The sequence below is a fragment of the Orrella sp. 11846 genome (genome assembly GCF_048820935.1).
In the GTDB taxonomy this organism is placed as follows: domain Bacteria; phylum Pseudomonadota; class Gammaproteobacteria; order Burkholderiales; family Burkholderiaceae_B; genus Algicoccus.
In genome coordinates this window covers 187,398-205,453 of record NZ_JBMERD010000003.1, presented here as the reverse complement: position 1 = coordinate 205,453, position 18,056 = coordinate 187,398, and the positions used below count along the sequence as shown (strand labels likewise).

Sequence of the window (18,056 nt, the reverse complement as noted above, 5' to 3'; positions counted from 1 at the left end):
AGTCTAATCAACCTCCTATCCAACACGAGGCTCTGCTTTGAAAATCTTTTACGGCTGGAAAATGGTCGGTGCAGCGGCTTTGCTGCAAATCATGCAAGCCATGCTCTTGCATCAGGCGTTCGGTGCTTACCTAGCAGTGCTCACAGTCGAAATGGAATGGAGCAAGACATCGGTTTCGGGTGCTTCAGCACTCTTGTCTGCTGAAGCAGCGATTCTTGGTCCAGTTCTAGGGTATTTTTTAGATAAATTTGGGGCTCGCGGTGTCATCATGATGGGTGCCGCCCTATTTGGAACTGGTTTTATCTATTTAAGCCAGATTGACACCTTAGGTGAATTCTATCTAGCCATCGGAATTGTCGCCGTCGGCGCCTCCATGGCAGGCTACTTTCCTTTAAACGTTGCCGTCATCAACTGGTTTGAAAAAAAACGTGCCCGTGCTTTGTCAGTCGTTGGACTGGGATTTGCGCTGGGTGGTGTATTTGTTCCTATCATTGCCGGCGCCATCCAAGCGTTTGGTTGGCGTGAAACTGCCATGGGCAGTGGCCTATTGGTTCTTCTGGTTGGATTACCCCTTGCTAGTCTGTTTCGTCATCGCCCCGAAGATTATGGCGAAGTCGTGGATGGTAAAAACTTTCAGGCTAAACAGCAGCGACACGCAAAACAAACTGACCTCGCACCAGTCGAAGCTAACTTCACGGCCAAACAAGCCCTACGCACACGGGCTTTCTGGCTTTTAGCACTGGGGCATGGCATTGCATTAATTGTGGTGGCTTCCGTCAACACGCACGCCATTAACCACATGCGCATTGCACTGGATTACACCATTGCACAAGCGTCATATTTCATTATGCTCATGACAGCCTGTCAGGTCTGTGGTGTGCTATTCGGTGGTTATCTAGGCGATAAATTCGACAAGCGTAAGGTCGCTTCTCTCTGTATGCTTTTACATGCCAGCGCCATGCTATCACTCACTTATGCGACCGGCGCAATTGAATTGGTGTTTTTTGCAGTCGGTCACGGATTGGCTTGGGGTATTCGCGGACCCTTCATGCAAGCCATTCGGGCAGACTACTTTGGACGCCGCGCCATCGGCATGATTCTGGGTTTATCGGCAGGCATTACTGCACTCAGCCAATCAATCGGTCCACTGTTGTCCGGCGCATTGGGTGATGCCACAGGCAACTATCGAGTGGCTTTCACGGTCTTATCCATTATTGCGCTCTTTGGTTCTTTGGTATTCTGGTTAGCCAAACGTCCGCAAGATCCCAATATTCCAGAAGTTCCGCTTCGAGCGGCTGTATCCTGAACTCACTAGCCTATGACATCATATCTAGTAAGCACCTTGTAACAATTTGAAACAACTTTCGAAGATTCTGTAATACCTTTGAAACAGCTTTAATCGCACAATGGAATCGTCCAATCAACACAACGAACAAAGGAGTTCTCTGATGCGTAAAGCAACTTATATCCGCCCCCTCATCGCTGGTTTGGCGCTCACACTCGCCAGTGGCGTTGCCATGGCACAAGGTCATGGCAAGAAACACGATGGCGAATTCCACAGTCAACGTGGCGGCCAAAATTGCCAACAATTCAAAAAACACGGTGACCGCGGTTTTAAAATGGGCGCTGGCATGCAAATGCAATTACCTGCACCCGTGCTTGAACAGCTCAAGTTGACGGATGCACAAAAGCTGAAATACCACGATGCTCAAACAGCCTCAAAGGCAATGTTCGACGCCAATCGTGAACGCATGCAGAAATTACGCAAAGCCGACAAAGAGGCTGCACCCAACTTTGATCCTAAGGCCATGTTTGAACAACAAAACGAGCGTTTCGCACAATTCCAGAAATCTCGCGAAACAATCCAAGGTCAATGGTTAGGATTCTGGGACAGCCTGTCTGCCGATCAACGGTCCATCATTCAGACACATTACAAAGATCGATTTGAGCAAAGAAAAGCACGTGGTGAGCGTAAAGGCGGCAAACGCGCAGCACAACAGGCCTCATAAAACACTCAAACGTCTTCTCATTGAGTGATCTTGATGCTCGGGCATCTCACGATGTCCGAGCATTTTTAATTTAGAACTGGTCTTAAACGTCGACATCCTCGTTGTACGGCAAATCATCCTGATCGACACCGACATAATCTGGCTCGGGTAGAACAGGCAACTGATAGGCCAACACACTCGTGCGTCCTTGCAAATACGCTTTCACCACTCGATGCATACCATCCGTTAGTCATCCCTCTGAGCAAAGAATGATGGGATATCGCAGATCACTCGCCTGCACCAAACGCATGTGATCCGCAATGGATTGACAAGTGGGTGGGTTGGTTTCATCTTGGTACCAATACGGTTCATCCAACTCCTTGATCTGATCAAGTGGCCAATCAACCACAGGCAATTTGCTTGTCAGACGAATCAGACGTCGCACATCCCAAGCCAGCAAGCCTTGTGGGCTTTGTCGCAAATGATACTGAGGGCGTATCCCATAGCTCTGTCTGCATTCGGACACAATCAAACCTCTTGCAAAGGCAGTCGCACTTCAACCACAAACCCACCACTTACTTGTTGATGCATCTGTAGTGTGCCTTGATGGGCATTCACAATCATCTGCACGATACTTAATCCTAGACCCACGTTGCCGGTGCGCGTTCTCGCATCATCGGCGCGTTCAAAAGGCTCTAAAACCCGAGACTGGTGTGCAGGCTCAATACCAAAACCCTGATCAGCCACGCTTAAAACAGCTTGTCGGCCTTCTGTTGTCAATGTCACCAGTACCGGCGGTTCACCATGCGCCAACGCATTGTCGATCAAATTACTGAGCAAACGATCCAGACTATTTGGATCTGCCAACACTTGAATCTTGGCATCTGTCTTGTGCCACTTGATGGGTTTACCGAGCTTGCTCCAATCTGTCATGCGCAACTGGAACCAATCATTGAGATCAATGGATTGGCGCTCAAAACGGTCAATATCCTGACCTCGTAGATACGCCAAAAACTGCTCAACCATACGCTGCATATCATCCAGATCACGTCGCAAACCAGCCTGTAAATCAGCATCTTGACTCATTTCAATGCGCAACCCCATGCGAGTCAGCGGCCCTTTCAAATCATGGGGTAGGCCAGCCAGCAGTGTTCGCTGTGTTTTTTGTGATTGCGCCAGTGCTGCCAACATCGTGTTGAACTTCTCACCCAGCAAACGTGTTTCATCTGGACCACTAGGCTTAACCGGTTCGGGCTGACCTGCGGCTAATCGATCAGTAGCGTGGACTAAACGGGTTAATGGGCGAGTAATATGCCAAGAAAACCACACCACCCCCAATAACAAAACACCCAAACTGGCCAACCAAGCTGCCAGTAATGGTGTGGTCAGTGGTGGATCGATGCGATCAAGTGGAATCTGTAACCATTGTCCAGATCTACGGTGTGACGTGGTCTGTGTCTGAGGAATCGACACATACAAAAAGGGTTGTTCTCCCGCGGTCACTGCAATTCTGGAGCCTCGATCAAGCGCTCGATTCACAGCCCTGGCCATCTGACGCAAGCTACGCCGCAAGGTGATTTGCTCAGCCGAAACCTCTTCCAATCCACGTTCAGATTGAAACCGCGCATGTCTAGGTAAATCACGCTCAAGTAACTGCCATTGCCCGTGAGAGACATTGTTCACAAAAGGCGCTCGCTCATTCGCTGGCATCGTACCTAACGCAGCTTGAACCGTCTGAATACTGGTCACCAATAAATTGACAGCAGCTGTCTGCACCTGGTTTTGTTGATAGACGGCAAACGCATATATCGTCAGAGCTTGCGCCAATAAAACCGCACCTAAGATCAACAAAATCAGACGAGTCCGAAACGAGGTTGGCAGCAGTTTACGCAAGATACTCATGGCATAAACCGATAACCCACACCCCAGACAGTCTGTATCCAACGCGGGTTTTTGGGGTCATCTTCCAACAATCGACGCAAACGTAAAATCGCAATATCGATGGCACGGTCATTGCGTTCGCCTGCCTCATCATCACGTGCCAGAATCAACAACCGCTCACGGGACAATGGCTTGCCCGCATGCTGAATCAAAACACCTAGCAAACTCAACTCCCCACTGGTCAGATGAATCAGTTCGCCACCCCGTCGCAATTGCTCAGTGGTCTGATCAAACACAAAATCACCAAACTGGATCGTTTGCGCAGGTCGCAAGGCTGATGGACCCGCTTTACGTCGAAGCACAGCTTGAATCCGAGCCAATAATTCACGAGGATCAAAGGGTTTGCCTAAATAGTCATCGGCACCACTTTCAAGACCCATAATCCGATCTACTGATTCGTCTTTGGCGGTCAGCAGAATGATGGGCACATCTTCACCTCGATTGCGCAAATCACGACAGGCGTCCAGCCCATCGCCACTGGGCAACATGCGATCTAAAACAATTAAGTCAGGGGCGTAACGCACAATATTGGCTTCCAAATCAGCCGCATCCGCCGCCATCACGGTGTCATAACCATGCTTACTGAGATAAGCACTTAATAACTGTCGCAAATCCGGATCATCATCCACGATCAGAATACGCAAAGAAGTCCCAGCTTGTGTCATCGCGATCGACTCACATTAACGGCCAATCCATGCATTGGCCGATTTATCCGAACCGAATGTTTGTTCGACATAATCTTGTGTCTGTTGTTGATAACTCACTCCATACGAAAACTTACGGCTGTCATTCAAAGCCACTAGATTCACCAGAATCAAAAACGCGCCCACCCAGCATAAACTATAGGGCACGGCATTCAGACTACGTGACAAATATGTCATCACCCAGTACAAGATCGGAAACAATGCAAACGGAAAAATGAGCGTCAAATGCCAATAATTAAACACAATAGGCGCCAAGCCCGCACTGATCAACGCGGCCACAAACGCCGCCAAGGCATATAGCAAGAACCAAGTCTGTGGACTGACAGGTTTTAGATCACGCCGCCAAAACGGACGAATTGCCCGAAATGCAGTCACATTCGCAACCAGTGAGATCACGACCGTGATCGCCCCAACAATCCCCAACAAGAGCGTCCAGAGCCAAGACAGTGAAATTTGAACAAACGTGACGCCAATCCAAGCAAAGTCGGTACTGTTCACTAATTTACTGGGAAAAGACCAAGCACCATAGCGTAACCAATACAAGACCGACTTCAAGACTGGGTAGACATGCACAGCCCCCCAGCCGATATAGCGCTCACGGGCATTGGGATCGGTATGGCGAGCCATCTCGGGATTATCGATCAACTGTGTTAAATAAGGTATTAAGCTCCAACCTATCAATGCCAGCGCGACCAGCACGCCCAGCCAGCTCACCTTCAGGACCCCTCGGTAAAACAGCATTAACGACACAAACACCAGCAAAGGCCATGAAAAATGCAATTGCATAGCCAAACCAATCGCCAACACATGTAAAACCATCCAAACAAAATGCTTTTGTGTCTGCATTCTGAACGCTGTCCAAGCATGTAAGCCAGCGCAAAAAATTAGGTATGAGGGGTTATAGAGCAAGCTGTCAAACAAAAACCAGGGGTTTAACCAGCACATCAATAGAAAGACCAGGCGAGCCAAGGGCTGCTGTCCATAAACTTGGCGCACAATGTTGTCGAGCATTAAAAACCCAATCAACCGCAAAACAATCAGTAGCAGCATGGGTGCATACGGGGAATCCCACACCATCAAGGGCACACCCACCACCCAAGCCAGAAGTGAGCCCGGCACATTACCCACCACACTGGCTGTATTACCAAAACTTAACCACGTACCCTCGTAAGCACCCAGATACCCTTTGTGGATCATTTGTAGCTGGTCACCATCCACAATCTGGTTGCAGGCATACCACCAAGACAGCACGCACCCCAGTACAACGCCGACCCAAAAGAGGCGATCGGCCCAGGCGCGATAGTCGTTTTGTGGGGTATTGCTGTCATAGCTAGCGGGTTTTGTGAGTACGTTCATGGCGTCCTAGCGAAATCTTTTAATATCAGTTTCAACACCATAGCCAAAGAGACTGGTGCTTGCCGCATTGTACGATTGAACATTCGCTTAAATTCGCACTTTCATCGTTGAGGATCTTCACCATGACATCTTTAATCACACTACCTCACGCTCAGGCCACACTGGATGCTCAAGGCGCGGCTTGCCTGACGATTGTCAGTCACAACCACCTAAACATCCTGAGCACACCGGTCATTCAGGATTTAACCACTGCACTTAAAGAATTGGCATTGCGTGATGACATCCGAGTTCTGACCCTGCGTGGTCAAGGCGACAAAGCCTTTGTGGCGGGCGCGGACATTAAAGAAATGGCCAAGCTCGAACGCATCAGTGCAGAAAAATTCATCACAGGCTTACACGATTTGTGTGAAGCCGTTCGACGCTTTCCAGCACCAGTCATCGCTCGTATCCCTGGCTGGTGTTTGGGTGGTGGACTGGAACTGGCCATGGCATGTGACATCCGACTAGCTGCCCAAGGCGCTCAGTTTGGTATGCCTGAAGTCAAAGTCGGCATTCCATCCGTTATTCATGCGGTCTTGATGCCTGCCATGATCGGCTCCACCCAAGCTCGTTGGATGTTACTCAGTGGTGAACTCGTTACCTCAAAACAAGCCCTAGACTGGGGACTGATTACGGAAGAAGTGCCGGCCGATGAGCTCGATCAACGTCTACAAGCCATGGTCACTCTGTTTTGTGAGCTAGCTCCTCAGGCTGTGGCACAACAAAAGCGTCTCATGCGCCGCTGGGAACAACTCCCCATGACCGATGCCATCCAAGACACCATCACCGAGTTTGGCAAAGCCTTTGATACCGGTGAGCCCGCGCAATACATGGCACCTTGGCTTAAAAAAGACGCCTAAAGCCGACCACAATGCGGTGATCCTAACGGGTGAAACTTTCCATGCGTATGCGTGTACTCAGCCACCAGATCGCCGCACACATTGCGACGCAAGCGACCAAACCAATTTGTAAACCCGTGTTGATTGAAAAACGCACAATCAAAGAACCCACAGCCGCAGTCCCAATAGCACTCCCAAGTGCTCGCATCGTTTGAATCAGTGCAGATCCCATGCCAATGTCATTACGGGCACACACAATCTGCATAAATAGGGTGAAGTTGGGTAATAAAAAGCCCAGCCCAAGTCCGCACAACCCCATCACGGTCAGCATGTACCAAACCGCATCGTCTTTAGAAAATGTCAATGCCAGTGCACATCCCACGCCTAACAAAATACTACCCAGCATCATCAGACGTTGCGGGTTGGCTTCACGTGGAAATAGTCGGCCATTAATAATACTGCCGACCGGAATACCCGCCACTAAAGGAGAGACTAAAAGTCCCGCTAAAGTCGGACTAAAACCAAACACATCCTGTGATTGCAGCGGAATGTAATACACCAGAATAAACATAACTGCACCGGCGAGAAGTGCTGAGACATTCAGAAATCGCGCCTGGGTTGTATTCAAAACCCGCAACGGAAAAATAGGTGTTTGTGCGTGACGCTCTACTTTAAGCAACACAACCCCCCCAACAATTGCGGTCACAATCAACATCACACCCACCCAGCGAGACACTGTGATGTGTTCAGCCGTCAGGAATTCTAGGCCTAATAAAGGTGTTGCCACTGTCACAATGAGTAATGCGCCGCCCCACCAATCGAGTTTAAAGCGACGATTCGGATGGGGTTTGATCATGGGGAAAAACTTCCAGATCACAATCATCGAAATGCAGCCAATCAGCGGAATCAGAAAAAATGCTGCACGCCAACCAAAGTTTTGTGTAATCGCACCGCCTAGGACGGGTCCGACGCCACTGGCCATCGCAAAGGTCGAAGACAACACCACCATCCAACGCACACGTTCTTTGGGATCAGGAAACAAATCAGCGGGTGCTGCAAACGCAGTCGCCACCATCATGCCGCCGCCCACACCCTGTAAAACACGAAACAAAATCAACTGCTCCATGCTTTGCGCGAGGCCCGATAGGGCTGATCCTAATGATACGAGCACCAACGATAAGAGCAGTAAAGGCTTACGGCCATATAAGTCACCAAGCCGACCAAATATCAAAATACTGACCGAGGACGCTAGAAAGTACCCTGTCCCAACCCAGGCATACAAACTCATGCCATCCAGTGCTTGCGCGACTTGAGGCAAAATCGTACTGATAATCGTCGCATCAAAAGCGGCGATGATGGACGCGAACGCAATGCCAAGAAGAGCCAGAAAAAGATCGCGCTTAGCGGAAATGGGCTTATCCCCAACTTCGGGCGAATTGGTCGGTTGACGTTCCGTTGCTTTGGAAGACTCGGAAACTTTTTTTGAAGACACCAGTGACTCTTTTAATAATCAGATAGGAATTGCGCACCCTGAAAACAGTCATTCCAGTCACAAATACGCATTCTCGTGAATGAGTATATACAGAAGAACTTCTAAGGTTTCGATGGGTTCTGTGACAATCGCAAGAAAATCCCCCAACAAGAAATTTTTTGCGGTATCGTCAAAAAGAGCCATTGACCGACAACGTGAGGAAGCTTGCAACATGGATCCACATGCTTACTGGATTGTTCGCTATCAAAAACAAATCCTGATCGACATTTCAAGCCCACAGGGTCCTGATTTTCTATTGCAAACAGAGTTCTTAACCTATGATCACACGCCACCCATCTGGGTGGGTCAGTGGCAAGGCGCACCTTGCTACACCACAGACATTGATCGTCTACCTGAGCATTTATCAGCTGAGCTCATTTCACTTAGACAGCTTTACGCTGTGGCCGGTCCGAAAGCGTTTGCTTTGGCAGGTCGTGCCACTCAGCTCATCGACTGGCAATCCACCCATCGGTTTTGTGGGCGATGTGGCACCCCTACCGAGATCGCTGAACATGAACACGCGATGCGTTGCCATCAATGCGGTTTAACCGCTTACCCCCGCATTACCCCAGCCATCATGGTGCTTGTGCGACGTGGCTCGCAATTATTGTTAGCTCGCAGCCCTCATTTCAAACCGGGCGTCTTTAGTGCTTTGGCAGGATTTGTGGAGCCAGGTGAAACGCTTGAAGATTGCATTCACCGCGAAGTCATGGAAGAAGTTGGCGTCGAAATCAGAAACCTGCGCTATTTTGACAGTCAGTCTTGGCCGTTTCCCAACTCTTTGATGGTCGCGTTTCTGGCTGACCATGCTTATGGAGACATTCGCATTGATCCGCATGAAATCGAAGCCGCTGATTGGTTTGATCTGGACAATCTGCCCAGATTACCAGATCGAGTCAGTATCGCCCGACGTTTAATCGAAGGTGCTATTCGGGAGATGGCGGGCAAATGAATCACTTTCGCCCGATTAACCGACTTTAAGCGTTGATCCCAAAAGCGCTGAGTTCAAAAACGTCAATATCAGGACTCTGTCATCAAAGCGGCTTGTGCGTCGAGCAGACTCTGCATATGCTGCACAATCATTTGCTCTTCATTTGTGGGTAAACGCAAGCATAGTACGCGCGAACGCGGTGTCGACAGAATAGTGGCACCGTCTGCGTTGGCTCGTTCATCGAGTTCTACACCCAACCAGCCCAAATCCCGTAGTGCACGACGGCGAATCATTTCAGAGTTCTCACCAATGCCGCCTGTGAAAACAATGCAATCCAAACCTTCCAAGGCCGCTGTCAGTGCACCGATTTCACGCTTGAGTCGGTAAATAAAGTAATCGATGGCATCTTTGGCAGCTGGATCATCAGACGCTTGTAACGTGCGCATATCGTTCGAAATACCTGAAATCCCTTTCAATCCAGATTCCTTGTAGAGCAAATCTGAAATCTCTTGAGCCGTCATTCCTCGGTCTTGCAAAAGGTATAACAAGACACCAGGATCAAGCTGACCACAGCGCGTCCCCATGGGCAGCCCATCGAGTGCAGAAAAACCCATGGTCGAGGTCACAGAGTGTCCGTTGACCATGCCACACATCGAAGCACCGTTACCCAAATGCGCAATAATGACCCGACCAGATGCATGTAATGGAAAGTCTTGCGCCAAGCGCCCAGCAATGTATTCATAAGAAAGACCATGAAATCCATAACGGCGCACGCCCTCGTCGTACAGCGCGCGAGGCAATGCAAAGCAATCCTTCACAAAGGGTTGATGGCAGTGAAACGCCGTATCAAAACACGCAATTTGCGGTACATCCGGAAAGACGCTTAACGCTGCTCGAATGCCGGCCACATTGTGAGGCTGATGTAACGGCGCTAAAGGCTCGAGCTCGACCAGTCGTTGCAGCACCTCTTCGTTGACGAGCACGGGCTGATCGTATTGTTGTCCACCGTGCACAACTCGATGACCAACCGCCACCACCTGAATGCCATCGAGTTGCTCTTGAATCCAATCAATCAAAAACGCCAAGGCTAAACCATGCGTCTGAGGCGCTTCGCCCTGGGGCCAATCGTGACGCAAAGGTACCTCATTGGACTTTTTAGCTTTTAAAACGGTCTGTTTGCCAATGGCATCCAACTCACCGACCAGCAGCTGTTCCAACGTTTCCGGCACAAACACTGAAAACTTAATCGAGGAAGAACCTGCATTGAGTGTCAGCAGGCCCTGTAAAGGCATATTCATCAAACAGTTCCAACTAAGGCATAGTTAATCAAAGCGATATGTTAGTCGTTTTCTAACGAACAAGACGCCGAATGTTCCATGAACAAACAACAATCTTTAAAAAAACAAACTATCAAAACAAAAATAATTTGAAAAACAAGTTTTATCTGAAATTACACGGCCAGTGTTTTACGATAAACGGCTTCGCGTCACGACGCGATCGTACATAGACGTACTTTTTGATTAACTTTCCTGCCCAAAAGGACACTTTATGAAACAGATCCTCGCAGTCAGTAAAATCGCACTCGCAGGCACACTCCTCAGTGTGACCCTCGGTGCACATGCAGCCTACCCTGAGCAACCCATCAAACTGGTCGTGCCCTTTCCACCTGGCCAAGCCACTGATATCTTTGCACGCGCCATTGCTGAAGAGCTTGCGGTCGAGCTCGGACAACCCGTGGTTGTAGAAAACCGTGCAGGCGCCGGTAGCAACATCGGCATGCAGCATGTGAGCAACGCCAAACCAGATGGCTACACACTCGCGGTGGCAGGTAGTGCCAGTGCAGTCAACCAGACTCTGTATGCCAAACCTGGTTATTCATTGACTGAGGATTTCAGACCTCTGGGCGGTATTTTTTCTGTACCCCTGATTTTTCTGGCAACCCCTGAATCCGGTATCACGTCACTCACACAAATGATCGACAAAGCTAAATCCGAGCCAGATGCATTGCCCTACGCCAGTGCCGGTATTGGTGGTACACAACACTTGTCCGCTGAAATGCTCAATGCCGCAGCCAACATCAAACTGCGCCACATCCCCTACAAAGGGAGTGGTCCTGCACAAGCGGACTTCTTGGGCAATCATGTACCACTGATGGTGGACTCTGTCACAGCTGCCCAAGGCAACATTGCGTCTGGCAAAGCGGTTCCGCTGGCCGTGACCACCGCCAAACGCATTGATGCACTGCCTGATGTCCCCACCGTGGCTGAAATGGGCTATCCAGACTATGAAGCCATTGGCTGGGCTACCATTTTGGCACCCGCTCAAACACCTGATGACATTGCAGCATTTTTGAATGAAAAAATTGGCAAAGTCATTGCTTCCCCAAAAATTCAGGAAGTGATCACTTCACGCGGCGCCTTCCCCATGCACCACGCACCGGCAGAAGGTCGTGATTTCATTCAAAATGAAGTGACCAAATGGTCTGCGGCGGTGAAACAATCCGGTGCGTCAGCAAGCGACTAATTCAGTGACTTAACTGATTAATCGCACGAATCAGGCCTGCCTTGAACGGCAGGCCTATCTATTTTTACGACAACGTGAATACACCCTCTCATCATGCTGCGCATGATAAGGGGCTTCTCGCTCCGCAATGCCCTTTGGAGTTATTCCAAAGGGTTGAGAGCGTGACCGGTATTCTCGGTTTGCCGACAGAGCTTCTGTCTGCTGGCAACTGCCCATCCTTTCGGTGGGTCAGCTTGAGTTTCCATGCCCAGTAACGGGCACCAATGTTGTAGCTGGCATTCAGGTCGGCGTTGTATTGCTTGCCACTGGCGAACGTGGCCAGTTCGTGCTGCTTTGGATTGCGCTTAACGCGGCCAGAGCCGTTCATATTCCACTCAGTCACTAACGTTACTCTCCACTTCTTCGCCTCATTGATCCGGTTTGTAAGACCAAACGTCAACATAGCGACATCTCTGAGGCACAATAGATACCATTGATTGATCTTAGCGCAGGAGCCACAATACTCATGAAACTCAATGAACTTTTTGAGAATCGACGCAGCATCCGCGGATTCAAACCCGATGTCATTTCCAGAGACACACTCGAAGATATTCTAAGGCTGGCGTCGCGTAGCGCCTCATTCACCAACACACAACCTTGGGAAGTCGCGGTCGTAACCGGCAAAACACGTGACGTTCTGAGTATGAGATTACGTGAGGCAGCAATCGATCAACCGGGTCATTCTGACATGCCTTATCCAAAATCATGGCCTCAAGTGCATAGTGATCGCGCTCGAACGCATAACATGCGCCGATTTGAAGTACTCAATATTGCGCGCGAAGACAAGGCAGGACGTGAAGCCTTGCGACTGTCTAACTTTGAGTTTTTTGGGGCACCCTGTGCACTCTTTATTTTTATGGATAAAAACCTAAGCAACTGGTCGCTGATGGATATTGGTCAGTTTCTACAGGGCATTGCGCTGGCCGCTGTCGGACATGGTTTAGGGACCTGCTTTCAGGCCTCATTAAGCAACTATCCAAAAATCGTGCGTGACACACTGGGAATCTCGGATGACAAACAGCTACTGGTCGGCATGTCGATCGGATACCCTGATCCAGACGCCCCTCTGAATGCCTATCACAGTGCACGCGAGAGTGTGGATAGTTTCACACAATGGTTTGACTGATAAGCAAGATCACACAAAACAAGCGATTAATTAAAACAGCCAGTTCATCCGAACTGGCTGTTTTAATTTTAGTATCCAACTTTTAACACATTTGCAGTTTCTGCAAATCACGATTACAGATCATGCTTGCATCAGGATTGCGCATTGGGTGTCGGTGGTTGATCAGAAGCTTCCTGATCTTGCGCTTGTGGTAAAAACGGACGTGCGACGTCTTTAGGGAACTCTTCAATAAAGATTGCCTGACTTGGGAATGCAAAGTCTGCGCCCGCTTCACTGACAATTTCTTTGATTTTGTAGAGCAAGGCTTCCTTGTGTTGCAACCACTCACCCCAGACAGTCGTACGGGTAAAGGTATAAATCATCAGATCAATCGAAGATGTGGCAAATGAATCAATGCGCACAAAAAGCGATGCGCTGGGCGGCTGTACAAATGCATCGTTTTCTGTAAGGTATTTCTCAATACCGGCACGAATATGAGAAAGCTTCTCGATCGAAGTGCGATATTCCAGAGGCACTTTCCAAGAAATACGGCGCGCTGTCATGCGGGAAAAGTTCGTCATCGCGGCATCGGACAACTTCATATTTGGGACAGACACAGGCGCCGCATCAAAACGTCGAATCCGAGTCGATCTAAAACCAATGTGTTCGACCGTGCCTTCAACCACCCCTTCCACAAGAATCCATTCGCCTTTACGGAATTGTTTTTCTAACAAAATGCACAAACCACCGATTAGGTTTCTGAACAACTCTTGTGCACCCAGTGCCACGGCCACCCCAAAGAGTCCCAGACCAGCCAGGATCGGACCGACCTGAATCCCCCAGAGCTGCAAGATCGTTGCAGCCCCCAGAAAGATGACCGCCCAGCGAATCCCTTTGACCAGCCACTCAATCATTTCGCGAGTTAGCACGCGCTCAAGCCTGGTCAGCACATTACTGACGGGCGAGATCAGATCATACAGGGCCCAGAAAATCGCGATAGAAATCAAGGTACGGATAATGCGGTCAGCCAATAGACCCATCTCGCCTTGAAATCCAATATATTGAAATGCAAAGAAAAGACCGAAGGTCACAAATGCCAATTGCAGTGGGCCGCCCAAAGCTTCAATCAGAATTTGATCAAGGTGTTTCTTTTCATCAATGCGTTTTTTACTGAGCCAACGGTGAAGCACACCGGAGACCACTCTTTTAAAGAGGCCGCGAAAGACATAAAAAATCAAAAAAATGACAACTGCGATCAATGCATTGCCCACGGAGTATCCAAAGACCCCCGTCGTCCAAACATCTTGCACAATGTTCCAAAAATCACCAAATGACGCCTTAAAATTTTCCATCCCTGAAAAGTTTCCTTCTCTTTTTGTTGGTTTTGACGAAACGCCTTAAAACACGTACATCGTCACAATGATAAGCAAACCCAGAACTAGATTAATTGACACCCAGATTCGGATTTTTGACAAGGCACTGGCTATACGCTCGGGATCATTAAATTGCAAAGCTGCCCGCAGACTGACAAACAGATTAAGTCGAATGTGGAAGAAGACACCGACCATGAAAGTGCCTGCGATCGTCATCACCCACCAAGAGATAGGCATTTCAAACGGCAAATCTGCGCGCCGAAAACGAAGCAACATGTTGGAGAGCATCCAAGCGCCGGAAATCAGCATGGCCAGACTGGCCACAATCACCGCCCTAAAAAACCGTAGGAGCACTTCTTGCAGGAGCATCACCCGCTCTGGTGCTGCAAGATGCAGCAGTGCTGGACGCAAGAACCACTGCACGAACATCATGCCGCCTATCCAAAGCACCATAGACAGAATGTGTGTCGCCCTCAACAGGTCATAATCCATCCGAACTCCTGTGGCTTGCCAAGCTTCTTTTTAGTGTACAGACCTGAGCGTAGAATGCAACCGCTACCCACCTGTATTACCAAGTTCGAAAGTCACCTGTGTCCACATGGACAAATTTATCTTTTGGATAAAAACCCACGCCACCGCGCTCAAGCGAAATGGCAGCATCACGCAACTCTTCTAGTGGCACATCAAGCAAACGCATATCGATTGCACGCCCTTCCATATGTAGGCTTTTTTTGGCGACACCGCCACCACGCGTGTTTCTCAACCGTTCATTCGTAAACGGACTGCGATAACCAGAAAAGATCTCATAGGGCTCACGAACACCCAACAAGACGCGGATATCAAACAGAATATCGTAAAGTTTAGGATCCATTACACCCACTTCTTGCGTGTAGTGATCTCTTAAAAACTGATTCAACTGTGTCAGCGCCGGATCAACATAACGCTCACCTTGCGCATAGACAACCCCTATACTTTCAGTTGTATGCAAATGATTCAAATTGATTTGCTTATCGAGTTTCGCCATCACCGGTGACGTGACTTTGGCGATAGTCGGAGCACTCACAAACAGAGAACCCAGACCTGAAGCGATTAATAAACGTCGACGGGTAACCCCTGTAGACGGACTTATTAATTTCTGACTCATATAAAAAACTTCCTTGATTATTTTCCGTGATGTCGGTTTAACGCTTGTGACAAACGTTTGTCATGACCATAGATATCTGGATAAAAAGCAATCTGACCATCCGTGCCAATCATGACTGTGCTGTACGCAATCACTACAGGCACAGGCTCTTTAAGCTTAAGAGTCACAGAACGTCCCGTGTTCATCGCCCGACGAATTCTGGCTTCATCCCACTCCACATCGTTTTGCAGGACAAACTGTGCCAACGCCACAGGATCTTCCACCCGAATACAGCCATGACTGAAGTCACGCTGACTGCGCGCAAACAACCCAGTCGAAGGTGTATGATGCATGTAAATATTCATGCTATTTGGAAAGATGAACTTCACACCACCTAACGCATTTGAACGTCCAGGTCTTTGCCGTATCCGCATTTCTCCGCGCTGCACTGCTTCGAGATGATCCGGTGTCACGTCAGTGTAAACCTTACCGTCACGGCTGACAAACTCCATTTGCTGACGCGTAAAATAATCTGGATCGCGTTCAATCGCTGGCATGGTTTCACCACGGGCAATCGAAATCGGAATATTCCAGTACGGGCTGAATTCGATATAACGCATTGTTTCATCAAACACAGGGGTCGCAAGGCGTCCCGCACGTCCCACGATCACAGGCATCTGTAATCGAAGATTGACATCATCATCGGCCTGAACCTCATAACCGTACAAAGTGTAACCTGGTATGTTGACGACCAGTACTCGCTCACCCTGTGTTAAAGGTGTCCAGCGCAATCGCTCCATTGACAAAGCAATCTGCTCAGCCCGCTCTTTAGGGGAAACTTGTAAAGCCGCCAGCGTTGCCGGCCCAATCACGCCATCAACGGTTAAACCATGGCGTGCTTGAAAGCGTTTGATCGCGTCTTCTGTCTGTGTGTCGTAAATCGTGTCAGGCTCTTCTTCGGCCTGAGTCGAAGCTGGTTGGTACAGATCACCCAGTATCACCAGACGTTCTTTTAGACGTGCTAAATCTTGATACGGTTGACCTGATGTGAGCTTCTTGCCCCGTGGCATGACTAAAGGCTGATCCCAGGCAGAAGGTTCTCCCAACGCCCGGTACTTTGCCAACCACTGGCGCAACTGACCATATAACGGGAACATGGGTTTTGCTTGTTCCACCGTCAGACCCAGATTGCCACTCAAGAGGGCTTGATGCGTCAAGGCTTGCGCATCCACGGACTTGACTGTCTTCACATCATACTTGTGATGGACTTCCTGGGGTTTAACTCGGCCATTCGACAAATCCTCAAAGAAATGCGTCAGATTCGTCATCAAGTTGTGCTCGAGCTGAGCAATCGCTTGTGCCTGATCTGTACCTGTCGAAGCATCTTGAATAGCCTGAATATCTTGACGTAGTTTCGTCACCTGATAATCCTCAGGATCCAGTCCATCCAAGTCGGCGGCTTGCATCACAGCCAGTGCCTGATCCACCAAGGCGGTCGGTTGGCCTCGTTCAAACCAATTCACCTCGATCTGATCATCTGGATTTGCAGCTGCCACATCAAATTGCGCGCCCAGAAAAAACCAGACGGTCCAGGGAAGCATTTTTTGTACCGACTGTCTCCAACGCATGACTTATAATCCTTTTTATTATATTAATTAAGGCGCTAATCGCCCAATGTCTTCTGAATCATATTGTGCTATACCGCAAGCAACCAGTCTGACAAACCCCCGAGAGTTTGTACCAATACAACGTCAGAAGTCAGATCAACTCGGCCAATACGCACTGTCTGGCGTTGAGCGTGCGCCGAAAATCGCCTGTCCAACACGCACAACTGTTGCACCCTCTTCAATCGCAATCTCAAAATCACCCGACATACCCATGGATAGTTCTGTGAAGTCTTCGGGTGACTGTACAGTCTGTTGCAACTGATCGCGTAACTGACGAAGTCGTACAAAACACTGACGAACCTCTTTAGCTTGGGTACTCAACATGGCCAGCGTCATCAAACCACGCACACGAAGTGTCTCAAAGGCAGACAATTCTTTGACAAACGAAACCGCTTCTTCGGGTGACAAGCCGTATTTACTGTCTTCACCAGAGGTGTTGATCTGGACATACACATCGAGCTGTCGATTGAAGTTTTGCAGCCGTTGATCCAGCGCACGAGCCAAACGTAGACTATCAAGCGCCTGAAACTCGCTGGCGAACTGTGCCACATGTCGTGCTTTATTCGTTTGCAAATGACCAATCACAGACCATTGCAGATCATGCAAATCCTGCGTAGCCTCCCACTTGCGCTGCGCTTCTTGAACTTTATTCTCGCCCAACAGACGCCATCCAGCCGCATAAGCCAGCCGAATCATCTCCAGCGATTGAGTTTTACTGACAGGCAGTAGACGCACCTCACTCAGATCTCGACCCACTCGCTGACAAGCCGCTTCAATACGTAACTGGATTTGCGCACGATTGTGTAACAAATCATCTACGCTGCTGGCCTGGGGATATTGACCATGCAAAGCATGTCGAGTTTGCGTCGGTAACGTCGAAGGCATTGTCTAACTCCT

The 18,056-nt window shown here is 49.2% G+C and carries 19 protein-coding genes; 6 read left to right on the top strand and 13 right to left on the bottom strand.

Going from position 1 to position 18,056, the window contains the following annotated elements; all coding sequences use genetic code 11:
- Positions 1–37: 37 nt before the first annotated feature.
- Entirely contained in the window at positions 38–1,306 is a 1,269-nt protein-coding gene (locus tag ACOI06_RS03920; protein WP_420661204.1) for an MFS transporter, read from the top strand.
- 142 nt (positions 1,307–1,448) lie between these two features.
- Positions 1,449–2,009 carry a hypothetical protein gene (locus ACOI06_RS03915; protein ID WP_420661202.1) on the top strand — a complete coding sequence of 187 codons (561 nt, stop codon included), beginning with the start codon at positions 1,449–1,451 and terminating at the stop codon, positions 2,007–2,009.
- Positions 2,010–2,091: 82 nt separating this feature from the next.
- On the opposite strand, the gene ACOI06_RS03910 is transcribed toward ACOI06_RS03915, so the two are convergent.
- The 5 genes from ACOI06_RS03910 to ACOI06_RS03890 are packed head-to-tail and all read right to left on the bottom strand — an operon-like array spanning position 2,092 to position 5,989.
- Positions 2,092–2,226: a hypothetical protein gene (locus ACOI06_RS03910; protein ID WP_420661201.1), complete on the bottom strand. Its 135-nt coding sequence runs from the start codon at positions 2,224–2,226 to the stop codon at positions 2,092–2,094.
- 12 nt (positions 2,227–2,238) lie between these two features.
- Complete coding sequence (locus ACOI06_RS03905; RefSeq protein WP_420661200.1) at positions 2,239–2,514, bottom strand: hypothetical protein; 276 nt, start codon at positions 2,512–2,514, stop codon at positions 2,239–2,241.
- 2 nt (positions 2,515–2,516) lie between these two features.
- Positions 2,517–3,890, bottom strand: coding sequence for an ATP-binding protein (locus ACOI06_RS03900; protein ID WP_420661199.1), 1,374 nt, complete (start codon positions 3,888–3,890; stop codon positions 2,517–2,519).
- Positions 3,887–4,594, bottom strand: coding sequence for a response regulator (locus ACOI06_RS03895; protein WP_420661198.1), 708 nt, complete (start codon positions 4,592–4,594; stop codon positions 3,887–3,889). The genes ACOI06_RS03900 and ACOI06_RS03895 overlap by 4 nt, the downstream gene beginning before the upstream one ends.
- Positions 4,595–4,609: 15 nt before the next feature.
- Entirely contained in the window at positions 4,610–5,989 is a 1,380-nt protein-coding gene (locus ACOI06_RS03890; RefSeq protein ID WP_420661197.1) for a hypothetical protein, read from the bottom strand.
- A gap of 122 nt (positions 5,990–6,111) precedes the next feature.
- Here ACOI06_RS03890 and ACOI06_RS03885 point away from each other — a divergent pair, with 122 nt between their 5' ends.
- Entirely contained in the window at positions 6,112–6,888 is a 777-nt protein-coding gene (locus ACOI06_RS03885; RefSeq protein ID WP_420661196.1) for an enoyl-CoA hydratase, read from the top strand.
- Positions 6,889–6,910: 22 nt separating this feature from the next.
- On the opposite strand, the gene ACOI06_RS03880 is transcribed toward ACOI06_RS03885, so the two are convergent.
- Positions 6,911–8,359: an MFS transporter gene (locus tag ACOI06_RS03880; protein ID WP_420661195.1), complete on the bottom strand. Its 1,449-nt coding sequence runs from the start codon at positions 8,357–8,359 to the stop codon at positions 6,911–6,913.
- 79 nt (positions 8,360–8,438) lie between these two features.
- Here ACOI06_RS03880 and nudC point away from each other — a divergent pair, with 79 nt between their 5' ends.
- Positions 8,439–9,350: an NAD(+) diphosphatase gene (gene nudC, locus ACOI06_RS03875; protein WP_420661194.1), complete on the top strand. Its 912-nt coding sequence runs from the start codon at positions 8,439–8,441 to the stop codon at positions 9,348–9,350.
- 68 nt (positions 9,351–9,418) lie between these two features.
- On the opposite strand, the gene ACOI06_RS03870 is transcribed toward nudC, so the two are convergent.
- The gene (locus ACOI06_RS03870) at positions 9,419–10,627 is read right to left on the bottom strand and encodes an acetate/propionate family kinase (protein WP_420661193.1); all 1,209 of its coding nucleotides are present in this window, start codon (positions 10,625–10,627) and stop codon (positions 9,419–9,421) included.
- A 250-nt stretch (positions 10,628–10,877) separates the two neighbouring features.
- Here ACOI06_RS03870 and ACOI06_RS03865 point away from each other — a divergent pair, with 250 nt between their 5' ends.
- Positions 10,878–11,852: a Bug family tripartite tricarboxylate transporter substrate binding protein gene (locus tag ACOI06_RS03865; RefSeq protein ID WP_420661192.1), complete on the top strand. Its 975-nt coding sequence runs from the start codon at positions 10,878–10,880 to the stop codon at positions 11,850–11,852.
- 91 nt (positions 11,853–11,943) lie between these two features.
- Here ACOI06_RS03865 and ACOI06_RS03860 read toward each other — a convergent pair whose 3' ends face one another.
- Positions 11,944–12,219: a hypothetical protein gene (locus tag ACOI06_RS03860; protein ID WP_420661191.1), complete on the bottom strand. Its 276-nt coding sequence runs from the start codon at positions 12,217–12,219 to the stop codon at positions 11,944–11,946.
- A 138-nt stretch (positions 12,220–12,357) separates the two neighbouring features.
- Between ACOI06_RS03860 and ACOI06_RS03855 the strand changes: the two genes are divergently transcribed.
- Entirely contained in the window at positions 12,358–13,017 is a 660-nt protein-coding gene (locus tag ACOI06_RS03855) for a nitroreductase (protein ID WP_420661190.1), read from the top strand.
- Positions 13,018–13,148: 131 nt separating this feature from the next.
- Here the strand turns inward: ACOI06_RS03855 and ACOI06_RS03850 are convergent, their stop codons facing one another.
- The 5 genes from ACOI06_RS03850 to ACOI06_RS03830 all read right to left on the bottom strand — a co-directional run bounded on the left by ACOI06_RS03850 (position 13,149) and on the right by ACOI06_RS03830 (position 18,044).
- A complete protein-coding gene (locus tag ACOI06_RS03850; protein ID WP_420661189.1) occupies positions 13,149–14,348 on the bottom strand; it encodes a mechanosensitive ion channel family protein in 1,200 nt (399 codons plus the stop codon).
- A 45-nt stretch (positions 14,349–14,393) separates the two neighbouring features.
- Entirely contained in the window at positions 14,394–14,861 is a 468-nt protein-coding gene (locus ACOI06_RS03845; RefSeq protein WP_420661188.1) for a hypothetical protein, read from the bottom strand.
- Positions 14,862–14,937: 76 nt separating this feature from the next.
- The gene (locus ACOI06_RS03840) at positions 14,938–15,513 is read right to left on the bottom strand and encodes a YcbK family protein (protein ID WP_420661187.1); all 576 of its coding nucleotides are present in this window, start codon (positions 15,511–15,513) and stop codon (positions 14,938–14,940) included.
- Between the two features lie 17 nt (positions 15,514–15,530).
- Complete coding sequence (locus ACOI06_RS03835; protein ID WP_420661186.1) at positions 15,531–17,120, bottom strand: L,D-transpeptidase family protein; 1,590 nt, start codon at positions 17,118–17,120, stop codon at positions 15,531–15,533.
- 135 nt (positions 17,121–17,255) lie between these two features.
- Positions 17,256–18,044: a YggS family pyridoxal phosphate-dependent enzyme gene (locus tag ACOI06_RS03830; RefSeq protein WP_420661185.1), complete on the bottom strand. Its 789-nt coding sequence runs from the start codon at positions 18,042–18,044 to the stop codon at positions 17,256–17,258.
- Positions 18,045–18,056 lie beyond the last annotated feature (12 nt).